The organism is Mycobacterium intracellulare ATCC 13950, assembly GCF_000277125.1.
In the GTDB taxonomy this organism is placed as follows: Bacteria; Actinomycetota; Actinomycetes; order Mycobacteriales; family Mycobacteriaceae; genus Mycobacterium; species Mycobacterium intracellulare.
Map to the genome: position 1 here is coordinate 3499996 of NC_016946.1, position 18087 is coordinate 3518082.

19 protein-coding genes are annotated in these 18087 nt (G+C 70.3%); 2 read left to right on the plus strand and 17 right to left on the minus strand.

Annotated elements, in window-relative coordinates; genetic code table 11:
* Positions 1 to 25: 25 nt before the first annotated feature.
* The 8 genes from OCU_RS40700 to OCU_RS40730 all read right to left on the minus strand — a co-directional run bounded on the left by OCU_RS40700 (position 26) and on the right by OCU_RS40730 (position 7094).
* Positions 26 to 256, minus strand: coding sequence for a 4Fe-4S dicluster domain-containing protein (locus tag OCU_RS40700; RefSeq protein WP_014380491.1), 231 nt, complete (start codon positions 254 to 256; stop codon positions 26 to 28).
* Positions 253 to 1011 (minus strand): GntR family transcriptional regulator, encoded by a 759-nt coding sequence (locus tag OCU_RS40705; RefSeq protein WP_014380492.1) that lies wholly within the window; start codon positions 1009 to 1011, stop codon positions 253 to 255. Before OCU_RS40705 ends, OCU_RS40700 begins: the two co-directional genes overlap by 4 nt.
* Before the next feature lie 188 nt (positions 1012 to 1199).
* Positions 1200 to 4052, minus strand: coding sequence for an aminotransferase class I/II-fold pyridoxal phosphate-dependent enzyme (locus tag OCU_RS40710; protein WP_014380494.1), 2853 nt, complete (start codon positions 4050 to 4052; stop codon positions 1200 to 1202).
* Between the two features lie 95 nt (positions 4053 to 4147).
* Positions 4148 to 4531 carry a hypothetical protein gene (locus tag OCU_RS40715; RefSeq protein WP_014380495.1) on the minus strand — a complete coding sequence of 128 codons (384 nt, stop codon included), beginning with the start codon at positions 4529 to 4531 and terminating at the stop codon, positions 4148 to 4150.
* The gene (nusB, locus tag OCU_RS40720) at positions 4528 to 5037 is read right to left on the minus strand and encodes a transcription antitermination factor NusB (protein ID WP_008258232.1); all 510 of its coding nucleotides are present in this window, start codon (positions 5035 to 5037) and stop codon (positions 4528 to 4530) included. Before nusB ends, OCU_RS40715 begins: the two co-directional genes overlap by 4 nt.
* The gene (efp, locus tag OCU_RS40725; protein WP_007171952.1) at positions 5034 to 5597 is read right to left on the minus strand and encodes an elongation factor P; all 564 of its coding nucleotides are present in this window, start codon (positions 5595 to 5597) and stop codon (positions 5034 to 5036) included. Before efp ends, nusB begins: the two co-directional genes overlap by 4 nt.
* Before the next feature lie 127 nt (positions 5598 to 5724).
* The gene (locus OCU_RS51120) at positions 5725 to 5949 is read right to left on the minus strand and encodes a hypothetical protein (protein WP_142305272.1); all 225 of its coding nucleotides are present in this window, start codon (positions 5947 to 5949) and stop codon (positions 5725 to 5727) included.
* Between the two features lie 35 nt (positions 5950 to 5984).
* A complete protein-coding gene (locus tag OCU_RS40730) occupies positions 5985 to 7094 on the minus strand; it encodes a M24 family metallopeptidase (RefSeq protein ID WP_041787077.1) in 1110 nt (369 codons plus the stop codon).
* Positions 7095 to 7127: 33 nt separating this feature from the next.
* Between OCU_RS40730 and OCU_RS40735 the strand changes: the two genes are divergently transcribed.
* A complete protein-coding gene (locus OCU_RS40735; protein ID WP_009955904.1) occupies positions 7128 to 7814 on the plus strand; it encodes a B-4DMT family transporter in 687 nt (228 codons plus the stop codon).
* On the opposite strand, the gene aroQ is transcribed toward OCU_RS40735, so the two are convergent.
* The 4 genes from aroQ to aroC are packed head-to-tail and all read right to left on the minus strand — an operon-like array spanning position 7811 to position 11062.
* Entirely contained in the window at positions 7811 to 8245 is a 435-nt protein-coding gene (gene aroQ, locus OCU_RS40740) for a type II 3-dehydroquinate dehydratase (protein WP_014380498.1), read from the minus strand. The genes OCU_RS40735 and aroQ overlap by 4 nt on opposite strands.
* A complete protein-coding gene (gene aroB, locus OCU_RS40745) occupies positions 8242 to 9336 on the minus strand; it encodes a 3-dehydroquinate synthase (RefSeq protein WP_014380499.1) in 1095 nt (364 codons plus the stop codon). Before aroB ends, aroQ begins: the two co-directional genes overlap by 4 nt.
* Entirely contained in the window at positions 9333 to 9857 is a 525-nt protein-coding gene (locus OCU_RS40750) for a shikimate kinase (RefSeq protein ID WP_008258238.1), read from the minus strand. The genes aroB and OCU_RS40750 overlap by 4 nt, the downstream gene beginning before the upstream one ends.
* Positions 9857 to 11062, minus strand: a complete 1206-nt coding sequence (gene aroC / locus OCU_RS40755; protein ID WP_008258240.1) for a chorismate synthase — start codon at positions 11060 to 11062, stop codon at positions 9857 to 9859. The genes OCU_RS40750 and aroC overlap by 1 nt, the downstream gene beginning before the upstream one ends.
* A 163-nt stretch (positions 11063 to 11225) precedes the next feature.
* On the opposite strand from aroC, the gene OCU_RS40760 reads away from it, so the two are divergent.
* Positions 11226 to 12299, plus strand: coding sequence for an LLM class flavin-dependent oxidoreductase (locus tag OCU_RS40760; RefSeq protein WP_009955908.1), 1074 nt, complete (start codon positions 11226 to 11228; stop codon positions 12297 to 12299).
* A 5-nt stretch (positions 12300 to 12304) separates the two neighbouring features.
* Here OCU_RS40760 and OCU_RS40765 read toward each other — a convergent pair whose 3' ends face one another.
* The 5 genes from OCU_RS40765 to alaS all read right to left on the minus strand — a co-directional run bounded on the left by OCU_RS40765 (position 12305) and on the right by alaS (position 18082).
* Complete coding sequence (locus tag OCU_RS40765; RefSeq protein ID WP_009955909.1) at positions 12305 to 12742, minus strand: prepilin peptidase; 438 nt, start codon at positions 12740 to 12742, stop codon at positions 12305 to 12307.
* Positions 12743 to 12752: 10 nt separating this feature from the next.
* A complete protein-coding gene (locus OCU_RS40770; protein ID WP_029385085.1) occupies positions 12753 to 13538 on the minus strand; it encodes a shikimate dehydrogenase in 786 nt (261 codons plus the stop codon).
* 79 nt (positions 13539 to 13617) lie between these two features.
* On the minus strand, positions 13618 to 14862 hold the full coding sequence (gene mltG / locus OCU_RS40775; protein WP_008258249.1) for an endolytic transglycosylase MltG: 1245 nt from the start codon (positions 14860 to 14862) through the stop codon (positions 13618 to 13620).
* The gene (ruvX, locus tag OCU_RS40780; RefSeq protein WP_008258252.1) at positions 14855 to 15367 is read right to left on the minus strand and encodes a Holliday junction resolvase RuvX; all 513 of its coding nucleotides are present in this window, start codon (positions 15365 to 15367) and stop codon (positions 14855 to 14857) included. The genes mltG and ruvX overlap by 8 nt, the downstream gene beginning before the upstream one ends.
* Positions 15368 to 18082 (minus strand): alanine--tRNA ligase, encoded by a 2715-nt coding sequence (alaS, locus tag OCU_RS40785; RefSeq protein WP_009955913.1) that lies wholly within the window; start codon positions 18080 to 18082, stop codon positions 15368 to 15370. It lies immediately after the preceding gene.
* Between the last annotated feature and the right edge of the window lie 5 nt (positions 18083 to 18087).

The following is an 18087-nucleotide window of genomic DNA, read 5'->3' on the forward strand; positions in this document are numbered from 1 at the left end:
CGAAGATCCTGGGGATAAACGCTTTTCAGCGAAGGAGATAGGGCATGTTGACGGTGACGGCGCCGGTCGGACAGCGGGCCGCGCAGGGGCCGCAGTACCAGCATTCGTCGACATGCATGAAGGCCTTGCCGGTGTCGGGGTTGATGGCCAGCGCGTCGAGCGGGCAGACCTCCACGCACAGCGTGCAGCCGTCGATGCACAGCGACTCGTCGATCGTCACCGGCACGTCCGCGCGCGTGTCGTTGATCAGCGTCATGGGTTGCTCCTCGTTTCGGCTCGGACAAGATTGCCGCGCATGGTGATTCGGTCGCCGCGCATCCGGATGTACTCGAGGTCGACGGGGGTGCCGTCGGCGAGGCTGGTGAGGCGCTCCAGCATCAGCAGCGCCGCGCCGTCGGGCACCTGCAGCGTGGCCGCCGAGTGCGCGTCGGCGGGGATGGCCTCGAGCGCCAGCGCCGCCGAGCCCAGCCGCTGCCCGCTGACCTCCTCGATGAGCGCGAACAGGTCGTCGGTTTCCAGGGGATGGTTCAACACCTGCCTGCCGATGTCCGGGGCGAGGTAGGTGAGGTCCAGGCTGAGCGGCAGGTCCCCGAGGTAGCGCAGCCGCTCGACGAACACCGCCCGCTCCCCCGGTTTCAGCCGCAACCGGCGGGCCACCGACGGCGGCGCGGTGACCGGCATGGCCGCCCGCACCTCGTTGCGCACCTCGCCGAGATCCTTGAACGTTTCCTTCAGGCCCAGCAGCGCGTCGAGCCCGTGGGCGTACTTGCGCTGCGCGACGTGGGTGCCGACCCTGGGCCCGCGGTCGATCAGCCCCTCGTGCTTGAGGACGGTCAGCGCTTCGCGAACGGTGTTGCGCGAGACCGAGAACTCGGCGGCCAGATCGAGTTCGGCCGGCAGGCCGTCCGGGTAGGCATCGGCGTGGATCTGCTGGCGCAACACGTCGGCGACCCGGCGGGCGCGGCTGGCCCGCGAGCCTTGAACATCCCCGACGGGTACTGGTTGCGCCACGCCGCCACGCTAACGCAGCTCAGGGGCCCTTTCCGGGCCGCCGGGCAGCGTCGGCGACGGCGCCCAGCCGCATTGCGCCGGGTCCCGTTCGCGCCCGACCAGCAAAAACCTCGGACCGACGCGCCATTGCGCCACCTGCGGCGATCCGCCGGTGTTGCGATCTGGATGAGCAGAACCCGACGCGCGCGTCAGGTGTTGTCGGCGACCGACGGCACCGCCGGGGCGCCGTTGCGCGCCCCGTTCATGCCGGAGGCGTCTGCGGGCAGCTCGAACGCCGCGGTCACCGAGCCCACCGCGGCCGCCGCGGCGTTGCGTTGCGCTTCCATGCGCGCCAGCGCCGTCTCGGTGAAGACCGACAGCCCCAAATCGGGGTTGTAGCCGTGGATTTCCTTGACGTCGAGCTGGGCCAGGAAGTAGACGATCTCCTTGGAGACCACCTGGCCGGGCACCAGCACCGGGAAGCCCGGCGGGTAGGGCACCACGAACGTCGTCGACACCAGCGTCTTGCCCTCGGCCAGCCGCCGGCCGGCCATGCCGATCAGCACGTGCTCGCGATCGGCCTCTTCGTATCCGGCGTAGAACGCCGACCGCATGTCGCCGAAGTTGCATTCGTCGACGGGCCGGAACGCGACGTCGAACTCGCTGAAGTCGGGCAGGTGCGGCAGGTCCTCGGTGATCTCCTCGACGTGGCGTTGCTGCAGCGCCCGGTCCGCCACGCTCGCCGCCTTTTCGGTGCGGTCGAAATCGATTGCCACCCTCCGCAACACGTCGAGCAGGTAGTGCACGCTCGACCAGGTGACGCCGATCGTGAAGATCAACAACACGCTGTTGATCGACGTCTTGTTGATCTGGATGCCGAACCGCTCCATCAGGATCTTCTCGCGGAAGTCGTAACCGTTCATCCCGGTCGCGCCGACGAACAAGGTTACGCGCGTCGCGTCCAGCACGAACTGGTCGGAGCGCCATGCCTCGTTCCATTCGGCCAGCGCGCCCTGCCTGACCTCGCGGTACGAACTGACCGACGACTCCCGGAATTCCTCGGGCACCAAATCGGATTCGTCGAGGATGCGGAACCACTTGCTGATCAGCCGGTCCTTGCGGACCCGGTGCCGGAAGACCAGCGCCATGTCGTAGACCTGCCGGACGAGTTGGAAACCCTCGATGTCGACCTGGCGGCGGGCCAGGTCCAGCGACGCGAGCAGCTGCTGGTTCGGTGAGGTCGACGTGTGGGTCAAAAACGCCTCCCCGAACGCGTCGCGGGTGAGCGCGTTGAAATCCTCGTCACGGACGTGGATCATCGACGCCTGCCGCAGCGCCGACAGCGATTTGTGCGTGGAGTGCGTCGCGTAGACGCGGACCCGCGCGCTCGCCGGATCGGGCATCAGCTCACGCTCGATCCACTCCGACCGGTCGACCCCGTCCATCGACGCGGCCCATTTCCGGTATTCCTCAACGTATTCCGGCGATGCCAGCATGTGCTCGAGGCGTTCGGCGGCCACCATCGCGGTCCGCTGCCGCGCCCACGGCACCGCCGTCGCGAAGGCGTACCACGCCTCGTCCCACAGAAAGCAGATGTCCGGCTTGATCGCCAGCACCTCCTGCATGACCTGCAGCGGGTTGTAGACGACGCCGTCGAACGTGCAGTTGGTCAGCAGCAGCATCCGCACGCGGTCCAGTTGTCCCGCCGCCTCCAGGTCCAGCAGCGTCTGCTTGATGGTGCGCAGCGACACCGCCCCGTAGATCGCGAACTGCGGCAACGGATAGGCGTCCAGGTAGAGCGGGTAGGCGCCGGCCAGCACCAGCCCGTAGTGGTGCGACTTGTGGCAATTGCGGTCGATCAGCACGATGTCGCCGGGCCGGGTCAGCGACTGCACGACGATCTTGTTGGCGGTCGACGTCCCGTTGGTGACGAAGTAGGTGTGGTCGGCGTTCCACGTTTTCGCGGCCTTGTCCATCGCCTTCTTGATGTTGCCGTGCGGGTCGAGCAGCGAGTCCAGACCGCCGGAGGTGGTGGAGGTTTCGGCCATGAAGATGTTGCGGCCGTAGAACTCCCCCATGTCCTGCAGCGACCTGGAGTTGAAGATGCTGGCGCCGCGCGCGACGGGCAGCGCGTGGAACTGGCCGACCGGCGCCGCCGCATACGCCCGCAACGCGTCGAAAAACGGTGTGGCATAACGGTTTCGCAGCCCGGCGAGCACCGTGCTGTGCAGATCGGTGACGTCGTTGAGCCGGTAGAACGTCCGGTCGTAGACGTCGGGCTCGCTGTCGTCGCCCGCCGCGATCGACTCGTCGGTGAGCAGGTACAGGTCGATGTGGGGCCGCAGCTCCCTGATCCATTCGCCGCACTCCACCCAGTCGTTGGCGCGGTCGGGGATGACGCCGTCCGCGTCCTCGTTGGGCCCGAGCAGCGTGTTCATCAGCGGCAGCCGGTCACGCGAGCGCAGCGGCAGGTCGTCGCGGATGATCGCGGCCTGGATCTCCCCGTTCAAAGCGACGGCGGTGATCGCGTCCTCGACGCTGGGGACGACCAGGATCTCGAACTGCACGTCGTCGGACGGGCAACGCAGCGCCCGCAGGCATTCGGCCAGGCTGTCCGGCGCCGTGCTGGGGGCGTCGTCGGCGAGCAACACGGTGTAGAAGTGCTGCTGTTTGGCCTGCGCCACCAGCTCCTGGTCATCCAGCGGCGCCGAGGTGTCGAAAAGGCCTGCGCGGTCGCCGTATTCGCTCAGCAGCCGCACGGCCAGGGAGACCTCTTCGGTGAGCCGCACCGTGGACAGGCTCTCCAGGTGCGCGCGGAAGACCGCCAGGTTTTCCGCGCCCGGGTACAGCCAGTAGCGCTCGTAGGCGGCGATGCGGTCCATCAAACGCTTCACCCGGGCCACGTCGTGGGTTTTGTCCAAGCCGGCCAGATCCACCTCGGCGAGGTGGCGGCACGCGTCGTCGAGCAGGTTCCAGGTGTCGACCCGGGCGTAGGACGGGTTGGCCACCGCCGCCAGCGCGGAGACTCGAAGTCGTCGCGGCTGGGTGCTGTATCGGATCATGACCTCACCTGTTCTTCTCGGATCGCCGCCGCTGCAGTCCAACTCGTATTGTCAACCCGCCGCGCCCCGACCGTGGCCGTTTCACCTGAGCTTGATCAGCGATCCGGCTCGTCACCTTCGATCATCCGCCGGTTTGCCCGGGCGTCCGCCCACCGCAGCACGGGCAGCTCCCGGCTACGGGCCGGCAGGTCGGTGACGTCGCTGAGCGCTCGCACCACGCCCTGCGTCAGGCCCATGATCGCGGCCATCACCGGCAGCAGCGGCTGCAGCGGCCGGGCCGCCGAACGCACCGTGCTGATGCGGCGGGCGACGGCCACCCGTTCGACGCAGTGATACAGCCAGGCGCCCACCCCCAGCGCGAAGATCGAGAGCACCGAGGCGACGATGGTCCACCCGTAGGCGGCGCACACCACGGCACCCACCACCACCGCCGCGGCCAGCACGGCCGCAACGACCAGGCGCAGCTCCAACCGGCTCATGGCTGCGGTCCGTGGTCCTCCGCTGTGCCGGGGGCGTCTGAACCCGCCGCGCCGCGAACGGCCTGGGCGGCCGCCCTGATCTGCGGGGTCACCAGCATGACGTGGCCGAGCACCCCGTTGACGAAGCCCGGCGAGTCGTCGGTGGACAGCTCCTTGGCCAGCTGAACGGCCTCGTCGACGGCGACCGGCTCCGGCACGTCGTCGGCGTAGAGGAGCTCCCACACCGCGACCCGCAGGATGGCGCGGTCCACGGCGGGCAGCCGGTCCAGCGTCCAGCCCTGCAGATGCGAGCTGATCAGGTCGTCGACGTGTGCGGCGTGTTCGCCGACGCCCCGCGCCACCGCCGCCGTATACGGCTGCAGGGGCGCGATTTCGGGGTTCGCCTCGGCGAGCCCGGTGCGGACGTCGACCACCTCCGCGGGGCTCAATCCGCGCGCCTCGGCTTCGAACAACAGGTCGACGGCGCGCTTGCGAGCCTGATGTCGCCCTTTAACGGGCCGGCTCACGCGTTGACACGTCCCAGGTAGCTGCCGTCGCGGGTGTCCACCTTCAGCTTGTCCCCGGTGTTGATGAACAGCGGCACCTGAATCTCGGCCCCGGTTTCCACGGTGGCGGGTTTGGTGCCGGCGCTGGACCGGTCGCCCTGCAGGCCGGGCTCGGTGTGGGTGACCTCCATCTCGACCGACACCGGCAGCTCGATGTAGAGCGGCGCCCCGTTGTGGAACGCCACCTGCACCGGCAGACCCTCGAGCAGGAACCGGGCGGCGTCGCCGACCAGCGACTCCGGCAGCGGATGCTGCTCGTAGTCCTGGCTGTCCATGAACACGAAGTCCGAGCCGTCGCGGTACAGGTAGGTGGTGTCGCGCCGGTCCACGGTCGCGGTTTCCACCTTCACCCCGGCGTTGTACGTCTTGTCGACGACCTTGCCCGAGAGCACATTCTTCAGCTTGGTGCGCACGAACGCCGGGCCCTTGCCGGGTTTGACGTGCTGGAACTCGACGATCTGCCACAGCTGGCCGTCGATCACCAGCACCAGTCCATTCTTGAAATCGGCAGTGCTTGCCACGGTTCGGTACGTCTCCTCGGGGATGGACAGTCGTCTAGGGAACTGTCTGTGACTTGTCGGCCAGTTTAGAGTGCTCGCCGGCGCGGGCCCGCGGCCCGGGGTCGGGGGCGCTGACGGGTGGAACGTGTCAGCGGTGGGCGTGTTGTCCGTCGACCCGGGATGGTTCCTCGGGCGACGCCAACGGCTTGATCATCGTCAACAGCGGGACGCGCAGCGTCACCCCGCTGGCGAACGGCAGCCGCACGGCGAAATAGACGATGTCCATCTCCAGCCGTGTCTCGCGTAGGGGCTGGGCGTACATGTCCCACCGGAAATCCCGCAGGCGCGCCAACCCCCGTGCCACCCCGTTCACGCCCCCGACCTTACTCGGGCGCGCAACCCCCCGGGCTAGGAGAGAACGGCCAGCTCCTTGGGGAATTTGGTCAGCAGTTCCGGGGCCTGCGCGCGGCCCTCTTCCGGCACCACCAGGGTGTCCTCGATGCGGACGCCGCCGCGGCCGGGCAGGTAGACGCCGGGTTCCACGGTCACCACGGACTCGCCCAGCAAGGTGCCGGTGGACGTGGCGCCGATGCCCGGCGCCTCGTGGATCTCCAGACCCACGCCATGGCCCAGGCTGTGGCTGAACTGCTCGCCGTAGCCGGCGTCGGCGATCACCTGGCGGGCCGCGGCGTCCACCCCGCGCAGGTCGGCGCCGGCGCGCAGCGCCTCCCGGCCGGCCCGCTGGGAGTCGGCGACCAATTGGTAGATCTCCAGCTGCCAGTCGGCGGCCTTGCCGAGCACGAACGTGCGGGTCATGTCGGAGTGGTAGCCGCCGACCAGCGCGCCGAAGTCGATCTTGACGAAATCACCGGCCGCCAGCGCGGCGTCGGTGGGGCGATGATGCGGGATCGCCGAGTTCGGCCCCGCGGCCACGATGGTCTCGAACGAGATCGCGTCGGCGCCGTGGTCGAGCATCAGGGCCTCGAGCTCCCGGCTGACCTCGCGTTCGGTGCGGCCGGGCCGCAGCCCGCCGCGCGCCACCAGGTCGGTGAGCGCGGCGTCGGCCGCCTCGCAGGCCAGGCGCAGCAGGGCGACCTCACCGGCGTCCTTGACCTCGCGCAACGCCTCGACGGTTCCGGCGGCCTTCACCAGTTCGGTGGGCGCCTTCCGGTCGTTCAGCTCGCCGGTCAGGGCGTCGAATCCGTCGACGGTCACCACGTTGCTTTCGAAACCCAGCTTTCGCGCGCCCGCCGCGGCGGCCTGCCCGACCAGGTAGCGCCCCAGCGCGCGCTCGATGGCGACCTCCAAGTCCGGCGCCTGCTCGGCGGCCTGGGTGCGGTACCGGCCGTCGGTCGCCAGCAGGGGGCTTCGATCGTCGGCGAACACCAGCAACGCGCCGTTGGACCCGGTGAATCCGGAGAGATAACGGACGTTGACCAGGTCCGTGACCAGCAGCGCATCCAATCCGCTGGTCTGCAGCCGCGCTCTGAGCCTGTCTCGACGCTGTGAATGTGTCACGGGTCTTGACGGTACTCGCTACGCTTTTGGGCCATGAGTAACTGGATGCTGCGCGGATTGGTGTACGCCGCGGCGATGGTCGTCGTTCGATTGTTCCAAGGTGCGCTGATCAACGCGTGGCAGACCCAGGCGGGTTTGTTCAGCGTGGTGCTGCTGCTGCTGTTCGTCATCGGGGTCGCCGTGTGGGGGGTTCTGGACGGCCGGGCCGACGCCATCGCCAACCCCGATCCGGACCGCCGCGGCGACCTGGCGATGACCTGGCTGCTGGCCGGCCTGGTCGCGGGCCTGCTCAGTGGCGCCGTCTCCTGGCTGATCGCGCTGGTGTACACCGGCCTGTACACCGGTGGGCTGATCAACGAGGTGACGACGTTCGCGGCGTTCACCGCGTTGTGCGTCTTCCTGCCCGGCATCATCGGCGTGACCATCGGCCGCTGGCGGGTGGACCGCAATCCCCCGCCGCGCCGGCCCGGCACTGACGAGGAACGCGCCGACACCGACGTGTTCTCGGCGGTGCGCGCCGACGACGCGCCCACCGGTGAGATTCCCGCGGCCGGCGCCCAGACCGAAGAGCGGACCTCCGCTGTCGCCACCGCCGAGCGCGAGGGGCCCACGGAGACGATGCCCACGGAGGAATCCCCCACCGAGACGATCGCCAAGACCGAGGACGACCCGAAGACCGAGGTCATCCCGTCGGCCCGCGAGGAGCCGAAAAAGGACTAGTCGACGGCGGCCAAGTAACGCAGGGCGAGCAGATAGCCCTGCACGCCCAGCCCCACGATCACTCCGGTCGCGACCGGGCTGAGGTAGGAGTGCCGCCGAAACTCTTCGCGCGCATGCACATTCGAGATGTGCACCTCGATCAGCGGCGCGCTCAATTCCGCGCACGCGTCGCGCAGCGCCACCGAGGTGTGGGTGAGGCCGCCGGCGTTGAGGATCACCGGTTCGCTCACGTCGGCCGCCGCGTGGATCCAGTCCAGTAGCTGCGCCTCGTTGTCGCTTTGTCGCACAACGGCTTTGAGGCCGAGGCCAGCGGCTTCCCGCTCGATCAGCGCCGCCAGCTGCTCGTGCGTGGTGTCGCCGTACACGTCGGGCTCGCGCCGGCCGAGCCGGCCCAGGTTGGGACCGTTGATCACGTTCACCGTGGTGGTCATGATTGCGCCTCCGCGAGTCCGGCGTACGCCGCCGCCAACAGCGACGGGTCGGGCCCGGCCAGCCGGCCCGGTTTGGCCAGCCCGTCGAGGACGACGAACCGCAGCACCCCGGCGCGCGACTTCTTGTCCCCCGCCATGTATTCCAGCAACTGAGGCAACGCGTCGGCGTCGTAGCTGACCGGCAGGCCGAGCGCGGACAGGATGGTGCGGTGGCGCTGCGCGGTGGCGTCGTCGAGGCGCCCGGCGAGGCGGGCCAGTTCCGCGGCGAAGACCAGCCCCACCGATACCGCCGCGCCGTGCCGCCACTCGTAGCGCTCCCGGCGTTCGATCGCGTGCCCCAATGTGTGCCCGTAGTTGAGGATCTCGCGCAGCTCGGACTCCTTCTCGTCGGCGGCGACGACCTCCGCCTTGACCGCGATCGCGCGGCGGATCAGCTCCGCGAGCACCTCACCGGAAGGGTCCACGGCGGCTTTCGGGTCGGCCTCGATGAGGTCGAGGATCACCGGATCGGCGATGAAGCCCGCCTTGACGATTTCGGCCATCCCGGCGACGAGTTCGTTGTGCGGCAACGTTTGCAGCGTCGCCAGATCGACGAGGACCGCGCGCGGCTGGTGGAACGACCCGACCAGGTTCTTCCCCGCGTCGGTGTTGATGCCGGTCTTGCCGCCGACGGCCGCGTCGACCATGCCCAGCAGCGTCGTGGGCACGTGCACGATGTCGACGCCGCGCAACCAGGTGGCCGCCGCGAAACCGGCGACGTCGGTGGCCGCGCCGCCCCCGAGGCTGACCAACGCGTCCTTGCGCCCGATCCCGATGCGGCCCAACACTTCCCACAGGAAGCCCACGACCGGCAGATCCTTGCCGTCCTCGGCGTCCGGGATCTCGATGCGGTGGGCGTCAACGCCCTTGTCCGTCAACCGGCTTCGGATCAGCTCGGCGGTCTCGGCCAGGACCGGTTGGTGCACGATGGCCACCTTGTGCCGGTCGCAGAGCAGCTCCTCGAGCTCCGTCAGCAGGCCGGTGCCGATGATCACCGGGTACGGCGGGTCGACGGCCACCTCGATGGTGACCGGGTCATCATGTGCCCTCACGTGGCCGCCCCCGCCGGTGCCTGCAACCGCGAGACGATGTAGCGGACCACCGCGCCGGGGTTGCGGCGGTTGGTGTCGACGCGGATGGTCGCCGCCCGGCGATACAGCGGACTGCGTTCGGCCATCAGCGCGCGGTATTTGTCGGCGCGGTCGGGCCCGGCCAGCAGCGGGCGCACCGTGTTGCCGCCGGTGCGCCGGACGCCTTCGGTGGCGCTGATCTCCAGGTAGACGACGGTGTGGCCGGCGAGCGCCTCGCGGACGCCGGGGCTGGTGACGGCGCCGCCGCCCAACGACAGCACGCCGTCGTGGTCGGCCAGCGCGGCGCGCACCACGTCCTCTTCGATGCGCCGGAATTCCCGTTCGCCGTCGGTCGCGAAGATCTCGTCGATGCGCCGCCCGGTCCGCTGCTCGATCGCCGCGTCGGTGTCGAGGAAGCCGACGTCGAGCGCCTTGGCGAGCCGGCGCCCGATGGTGGACTTGCCCGACCCCGGCAACCCGATCAGGACCGCTTTGGGCGCCATCACGCCGTGCCCCGGGCGGCCGGCGATTCCCGCTCGGCGACCGCCCTGCGATAGGCCTCGACGTTGCGGCGGGTTTCGGCCAGCGAATCGCCGCCGAATTTCTGCAGTGCGGCGCGGGCCAGCACCAGCGCGACCATGGCCTCGACCACCACGCCGGCGGCGGGCACCGCGCACACGTCCGAGCGCTGGTGGATCGCGACGGCTTCGTCGCCGGTCGCCATGTCGACGGTGGCCAGCGCGCGCGGGACGGTGGAAATCGGCTTCATCGCCGCGCGCACGCGCAGCGGCTGGCCGTTGGTCATGCCGCCTTCGAGCCCGCCGGCGCGGTTGGTCGAGCGGACCACGCCGTCGGGGCCCGGGTACATCTCGTCGTGGGCACGGCTGCCGCGGCGGCGCGCGGTCTCGAATCCGTCGCCGATCTCGACGCCCTTGATCGCCTGGATGCCCATGACGGCGGCGGCGAGCTGGCTGTCGAGCCGGTTGTCGCCGCTGGTGAACGAGCCCAGCCCGACGGGCAGGCCCAGGGCGACCACCTCGACCACACCGCCGAGGGTGTCGCCGTCCTTCTTGGCCGCTTCGATCTCGGCGATCATCGCCTTTTCGGCTGCCTCGTCGTACGCGCGGACCGGGCTGGCGTCGATCGCGGCCAGGTCCCCCGGGCCCGGCGGCGGGCCCTCGTAGGGCGCCGACGGGCCGATCGCGATCACGTGCGAGAGCACCTCGACGCCCAGCGCCTGGCGCAGGAACGACCGGGCGACGGTCGCCGCGGCGACGCGGGCCGCGGTCTCCCGGGCGCTGGCCCGTTCCAGGACCGGCCGGGCGTCGTCGAAGCCGTACTTGAGCATGCCCGCGTAGTCGGCGTGGCCGGGCCGCGGCCGGGTCAGCGGGGCGTTGCGCGCGCTGTCGGCCAGCTCGCCGGGGTCGACCGGGTCGGGAGCCATCACGGTCTCCCACTTCGGCCATTCGGTATTGCCGATCTCGACGGCGATGGGCCCGCCCAGGGTGACGCCGTGGCGCACCCCGGACAGCACGCTCACCGCGTCCCGCTCGAACGCCATCCGGGCCCCGCGGCCGTAACCGAGCCGGCGGCGGGCCAACTGCTCCGAAATGTCCAGGGAGGTGACCTCCACGCCGGCGACCATGCCTTCGAGCACGGCCACCAGCGCACGGCCATGCGACTCCCCGGCGGTGATCCAACGCAACACGCGTCCCATCTTCCCATGGCGGCTTCCGAAAGCCGATTCGCGCAGCCCGCGGCCGCGGGGAACCGATGCGGGGACTTTCATCCGCCCTGATTCCAGGGGTGACCACGCGATTCGGTCGGCGGCCGGGCCGGGCCGCCGCGGTCGTGTGCCAGCATCTTGTCTGGTGGGTCAATTTCTTTGGTACATACCGAATACCGTCGAGCCCGGCCATCGCGGCGACGACACCGTCGACGGCTGGGGAAGCCTCGACTATTCCGTCGAACTGGCGCAGCGCGCCGAGCAACACGGCTGGGACGGCGCGCTGATCGGCACCGGCTGGGGACGTCCGGACACCTTCACGGTCGCGACCGCAATCGCCGCGCGCACCAACCACTTCGCGCCGCTGGTGGCGGTCCGTCCCGGGTATTGGCATCCGGCGCATTTCGCCAGCGCGGCGGCCACCCTCGACCGGCTCAACGACGGCCGGCTGCTGGTCAACATCGTCAGCGGCGCCGACGATCCGGCCGCCTACGGCGACGCCGAGGTCGACAAGTCACGCCGCTACGACCGCACGCGCGAATTCATCCGGTTGCTGCGCCGGTTGTGGCGCGAGGACGACGTCACCCACCGCGGCGAGTTCTACACCGTCGAACACTCGAGCCTGCAGCCGCGCCCGCTCGGCGCGGCCGAGGGCCGGCACCCGACGCTGTACTTCGGTGGGGCATCGGCGGCCGCCGAGCAGGTCGCCGCGACCGACGCCGACGTCCAACTGTTCTGGGGGGAGCCGCTGGACGGGATCGCCGAACGCATCGACCGGCTGAAGTCGTTGTCCGCCAAGCTCGGTCGCGAGCACGCGCCGCTGGAATTCGGTCTCCGGGTCACCACGCTGGTGCGCGACACCTCCGAGCAGGCCTGGCGCGACGCCGAGGCCAAGGTCGCCACCCTGGCCGGAACGCCCACCATGCAGCTGCTGCACGACCCGAAGGGATCCGCGGGCCAGCGGCGGCTGTCCGACCTCGCCGCGCGCGGTGAGGTGCTCGATTCCTGTCTGTATACGACGCCGAGCAAGTACGGCGGGGAAGGCGCCGGGACGACGTGGCTGGTCGGGTCGGCCGCCGAAGTCGCCGCCGCGCTGCGCAAGTACGCCGACCTGGGGGTCAGCCATTTCGTGTTGTCGGACACCCCGTACAAGTCGGAGACGGTCCGGCTCGGCGACGAGCTGTTGCCGCTGCTGCGCCCCGCCGTCGTCGGCAACTGAAGGCGTCAGAGCAGCGACAGGCCGATGCCCGCCGCGCTGGCCAGACACATCGACGGCCCGTGCGGCACCGTGCGGCCGCCCCGAGCGCCGCCGCGAATCCGGGCGACCATCCCGACCAGCACGGTCAGCAGCGGGGCACCGAACGCCGCCAGGAACCACACGCCGGCGCCGCCACAACCGGTCAGCGCGCCCACGCCGATGGCCAGCTTGACGTCGCCGGCCCCCATCCCGCCCGGCGCCACCCAGTGGACCAGCAGATAGATCGCGGTCAACGCCGCGGCCCCGGCCAGCGCCGACCAGCCACGCCCGGCCACCCCCGCCCCCGCCAGGATCGCCGCGGCGCCGGTCAGGGTCAGCGCGTTGGGCAAGCGCCGTTGGTGGATGTCGTAGCAGCCCAACGCCGCCAACCAGGCCAGCACCAGGCACCCCGCCGCAATCCGCATGCGCGGCAGGCTAATCCGATGCCTCCAGGGCGCAAGCCATGGCCTCGCGGGGCGCCGGCAGCCCAGTGAACTGTTCGACCTGCGCGAAGGCCTGGTGCAGCAGCATCTGCACGCCGCTGATCACCCGGCCCCCCGCGGCGCTCACCGCGGCGGCCAGCGGCGTCGGCCACGGGTCGTAGACGGCGTCGAGCAGCACACCGATGCCGGCGAACGTGCCGGCGTAGCGGGCGGCCACGTCCGCGGGAATGGTGCTGACCAGCACGTCGGCGGAAGCGACCTCGTCGGCCAGCCCGCCGCCGTCGAGGTCGCAGAACCGCGTCGCGACGCCCATCGCGTGTCCCAGCTCCACCAGCCGGGCCGCCTTGCCGGGATTGCGGGCCACGACGGTGATGCCGCCGACGCCCAGTTGCGCCAGGCCGGCGACGGCCGCCGGCGCGGTGCCGCCCGATCCACAGACCAGCGCCCATCCAGAGGCCGTCGACCCGAGCGCACCCGCCACCCCGTCGATGTCGGTGTTGTCGGCCCGCCAGCCCGCCGGGGTGCGCACCAGGGTGTTGGCCGACCCCACCCGCTCGGCACGCTCGGTGCGCTCGTCGGCGAACGCCAGGGCGGCGAACTTGCCCGGCATGGTCACCGACACCCCGACCCATTCGGGGCCGAGCCCGCCGACCACCCCGGGCAGCTGGTCGGCGTCGCATTCGATGCGGTCGTAGGTCCAGCCGGTCAGGCCCAGCGCGCGGTAGGCCGCCAGGTGCAGCTGCGGGGATTTCGAGTGGGCGATGGGTTTGCCGAGCACCGCCGCCTTCCGGGGTGCGCCGCTGGCTTGACCGAGCGGCGACCCGCTGCGCCCGGCTTCGCCGCGCTTGCGATCGCCGTCAGCGGGCGGAATCGAGGACACCGTTGTGCTTAGCCAGCTCGATGTTGGCCAGGTGCTGCTGATAATCCTTGGTGAACAGCGTCGTCCCCTGGCCGTCGATGGTGACGAAGTACAACCAGTCGCCGGGTTCGGGGTGCTCGGCGGCGTTGAGCGCGTCGACACCGGGCGAACAGATCGCGGTGGCCGGCAGGCCCTGGGACACGTAGGTGTTCCACGGCGTCTTCTGGGCCCGGTCGCCGTCGGTGGTGGCCACCTCCCGGCGGTCCAGCGGGTAGTTGACGGTCGAGTCGAACTCCAGCGTGTGGTGGGCGTGCAGCCGGTTGTAGATGACGCGGGCAACCTTCGCGAAGTCCTGCGACCTGGCCTCCTGCTGCACCAGCGACGCCACCACCAGGATGTCGTAGGGCGACAGGCCCATGGCCTGGGCGGTGTCGACCAGCCCGGACTTCATGTACTCCACCGCCCCGGCGCCGATCAGGTTCGACAGGATGGTCTCGGGCGGCGCGGACGGATCGACGTTGAAGGTCCCCGGCGCGATCAGCCCCTCGATGCGGCGGTGGTCCTTGCCGAGCTCACCGACGGGTTCGGTGGCCCAGGGCGGCACCGCCAACGCCAAGGGAGAACTGTTGGTGGCGGCCGCGCGCAGGTCCTCCACGGAGACGCACCGCTTACTCCCGTCGAAATCCACGCAGGTGGCCCGCGAGATCAGGGTGAAGATGCCGGGGTTGACCACGTTGGTCTTCATGTCGGTGGTGTCGTCGAGCTGCCGGCCCTCCGGGATGACCAGCCGGCCCACCCGGCTGTCGGGGTCGGCTAGCCGCGTGACGGCGTTGGCGGCCGGGATCTCGGTGCGCATCCGGTAGAAACCGGGCTGGATCGAGGAGATCTTGCTGTTGCCGTGCGCGGCGTTGACGAACGCGCGGACGGTCTTGATCACGTGCTCGTTCTGCAGCGTCTCCCCGACCATGGTGGTCGAGTCGCCGTCCTTGATCTGAATCACGATGTCGCGCTTGCCGTTTCCGGTGTAGTCGTCACCGGGACCGAACACGGCGTGCCACAGCTTGCCGCCGGCGAAAACACCCGCCACCACGATGACCGCCACCAGCGCCAGCGCGGTGCGCAGGGCGGTGCGCCGGCGCCGGCGGCCCCGCTCCGCCCGATTGCGGGCGGTGCGGCTCGACCTGCGCCGGGGCGGACCCACGGCCTCGGGTTCGGCGCGTTCACGCCGTGCGCTGTCAACCATCGGCACGCTCCCCGGGCCCGGTCAGGGTCGCGCGGCGCTGATCCAGCCAACTCTGCAGGATGGCCACCGCCGCCGCCTGGTCGATCACCGCACGCTGCTCTTTGGCCCGCACCCCGGCCGCGCGCAGCGATCGCTGCGCGCTCACCGTGGTCAGTCGCTCGTCGGCCAGCCGCACCGGCGTGGGTGCGACGCGGTCGGCCAGCGCGTCCGCCAGCTCGATCGCGTCGATCGCCGAGGGACCGGTGCGGTCGGCCAGCGTGCGCGGCAGCCCGACGACCACCTCGACGGCCTCGAGTTCGGCGGCCAGCGCCGCCAGGCGGCGCAGGTGTTTGCCGGAGCGGTCGCGGCGCACGGTTTCCACCGGGGTGGCCAGGATGGCGTCGGGGTCGCTGCAGGCCACGCCGATGCGGACGCTGCCCACGTCGACGCCGAGCCGCCGGCCCCGCCCGGGGTCCTGGTCAGGATCGCCGGGCCGGTCGGGCGCGCGGTGCTGTGCGGAAACCACTCAACCGACCCGCGCTATCGCGGTGATCTCCGAGCGGATTGCGGCGAGGGCGGCGTCGATGCCGGTCGGGTCCTTGCCGGAGCCCTGCGCCAGGTCGGCCTTTCCGCCGCCGCGGCCGTCGACCGCCGCGGCCAGCTTCTTGACCAGGTCGTTGGCGCGAAGCCCGAGGTCCTGGGCGGCCGGATTGGCCGCGACCGCATACGGCACGCTTCCGCCCTCGCCGTCGGCGATCAGCGCGACCACCGCGGGATCGCCGCCCAGCTTGCCGCGGATGTCACCGACCAGGGAGCGCAGATCGCCCGCCGTCATCCCGCCGGTCATCCGTTGCGCCACCACCCGGACGTTACCGATGCGCTCCGCGCCGGCCGCGGCGTCGGTGGCGGCGGCCTTCGCGCCGGCCAACCGGGCGCGTTCGAGCTCCTTCTCCGCCGCCTTGAGCCGCTCCACCAGGTTGGCCACCCGGGCGGGCACCTCGTCGGACGGCACCTTGAGCGACGACGCCAGCCCGGCCATCAGCGCGCGTTCCTTGGCCAGGTGCCGGAAGGACTCCAGCCCGACGTAGGCCTCGACCCGGCGCACCCCGGAGCCGACCGAGGATTCGCCCAGGATCGTGACCGGCCCGATCTGCGCGGAGTTGTGCACGTGGGTCCCGCCGCACAGCTCCAGCGAGAAGGGCCCGCCGATCTCCACCACCCGCACCTCGTCGGGATAGCGTTCGCCGAACATCGCGATCGCCCCCATGGCCTTGGCCTTTTCGAGTTGCTCGGTGAACGTGTGCACCTCGAAGTCGGCCTGCACGGCCTGGTTGGTCACCTCTTCGATCTGGGTGCGCTGTTCGTCGGACAGGGCGCCCTGCCAGTTGAAGTCGAAGCGCAGGTAGCCCGGCCGGTTCAGCGATCCGGCCTGAACGGCGTTGGGGCCCAACACTTGTCGCAGCGCCGCGTGCACCATGTGGGTTCCCGAGTGGCCCTGGGTGGCGCCCCGCCGCCATTGCGGGTCGACGGCCGCGATGACGGTGTCGCCCTCCACGAATTCCCCGGACTCGACGTTGACCCGGTGCACCCACAGGGTTTTGGCGATCTTCTGCACGTCGGTGACCGCGGCGCGGGCGCTCCCGCTGGCGCCCGTCCCGCTGATGGTGCCCTCGTCGGCGATCTGGCCGCCGGCCTCGGCGTAGAGCGGGGTGCGGTCCAGCACGAGTTCGACGCGGTCGACCCCCTCGGTGCCGTGCGTGACCACCGGCACCCGCTTGCCGTCGACGAAGATTCCCAAAAGCTTTGCCTCGGACGTCAATTCGTCGAAGCCGGTGAATTCGGTGGGGCCGGCGTCGACCAGTTCGCGGTACGCGCTCAGGTCCGCGTGCGCGTGCTTGCGGGCGGCGGCGTCGGCCTTGGCGCGGCGGCGCTGTTCGGCCATCAGCTCCCGGAACCCGACCTCGTCCACCTGCAGGCCGGCCTCGGACGCCATCTCCAGCGTGAGCTCGATCGGGAACCCGTAGGTGTCGTGCAGGGTGAAGGCGTCCGATCCCGAAATCGCCTTCGCGCCTGAGGCTTTGGTGGTGCCGGCGACCTCGTCGAACAGTTTCGATCCCGCCGCCAGCGTGCGGTTGAACGCGGTCTCCTCGGCGACGGCGATGCGCCTGATCCGGTCGAAATCGGCGACGAGTTCGGGATACGACGGGCCCATCGCGTCGCGCACGGTGGCCATCAGGTCGCCGACGATGGGGCCCTCGATGTCGAGCAGCTTGGCCGAGCGGATCACCCGGCGCAGCAGCCGGCGCAGCACATAGCCGCGGCCGTCGTTGCCCGGCGTGACACCGTCGCCGATCAGGATGGCCGCGGTGCGGCTGTGGTCGGCGATGACCCGGTAGCGCACGTCGTCGTCGTGGTTGCCTTCTGGACCTGACAAGCCGTATCCGCGCGGGGCCCGCGCGGCCACGGCGTCGATGACCGGGCGCAACAGGTCGGTCTCGTAGACGTTGTGCACGCCCTGCAGGATGAACGCGACCCGCTCCACACCCATGCCGGTGTCAATGTTCTTGCGGGGCAACGGCCCGAGGATCTCGAAGTCCTCCTTGCCGGTCCCCTCCCCGCGCTCGTTCTGCATGAACACGAGGTTCCAGATCTCGATGTAGCGGTCCTCGTTGGCGATCGGGCCGCCCTCGACCCCGAATTCGGGTCCCCGGTCGTAATAGATCTCCGAGGACGGGCCGCACGGCCCGGGGATGCCCATCGACCAGTAGTTGTCGGCCATGCCGCGGCGCTGGATGCGCTCGTCGGGCAGCCCGGCGATCTCCTTCCACAGCTGCACGGCCTCGTCGTCGTCGAAATAGACCGTCGCCCAGATGCGTTCGGGATCCAGGCCGTAGCCGCCCTGCTCGACGCTGTTGGTCAGCAGGGTCCACGCCAGTTCGATGGCGCGGCGCTTGAAGTAGTCGCCGAACGAGAAATTCCCGGCCATCTGGAAGAACGTGTTGTGCCGGGTGGTGATCCCGACCTCGTCGATGTCGGGGGTGCGGATGCACTTCTGGATGCTGGTGGCGGTCGGGTACTCCGGTGTGCGCGCGCCCAGGAAGTAGGGCACGAACTGGACCATGCCCGCGTTGACGAACAGCAGGTTGGGGTCGTCGAGGATCACCGATGCGCTCGGCACCTCGGTGTGGCCCGCCTTCACGAAATGATCAAGAAACCGTTTCCTGATCTCGTGTGTCTGCACTTTTT

Excerpts from the sequence above, each read along its gene's own strand:
- OCU_RS40700 (WP_014380491.1), bottom strand. The coding sequence starts at position 256 with ATGACGCTGATCAACGACACGCGCGCGGACGTGCCGGTGACGATCGAC.
- OCU_RS40710 (WP_014380494.1), bottom strand. The coding sequence starts at position 4,052 with ATGATCCGATACAGCACCCAGCCGCGACGACTTCGAGTCTCCGCGCTG.
- OCU_RS40715 (WP_014380495.1), bottom strand. The coding sequence starts at position 4,531 with ATGAGCCGGTTGGAGCTGCGCCTGGTCGTTGCGGCCGTGCTGGCCGCG.
- OCU_RS40735 (WP_009955904.1), top strand. The coding sequence starts at position 7,128 with ATGAGTAACTGGATGCTGCGCGGATTGGTGTACGCCGCGGCGATGGTC.
- aroQ (WP_014380498.1), bottom strand. The coding sequence starts at position 8,245 with ATGACCACCACGGTGAACGTGATCAACGGTCCCAACCTGGGCCGGCTC.
- OCU_RS40750 (WP_008258238.1), bottom strand. The coding sequence starts at position 9,857 with ATGGCGCCCAAAGCGGTCCTGATCGGGTTGCCGGGGTCGGGCAAGTCC.
- OCU_RS40765 (WP_009955909.1), bottom strand. The coding sequence starts at position 12,742 with ATGCGGATTGCGGCGGGGTGCCTGGTGCTGGCCTGGTTGGCGGCGTTG.
- mltG (WP_008258249.1), bottom strand. The coding sequence starts at position 14,862 with ATGGTTGACAGCGCACGGCGTGAACGCGCCGAACCCGAGGCCGTGGGT.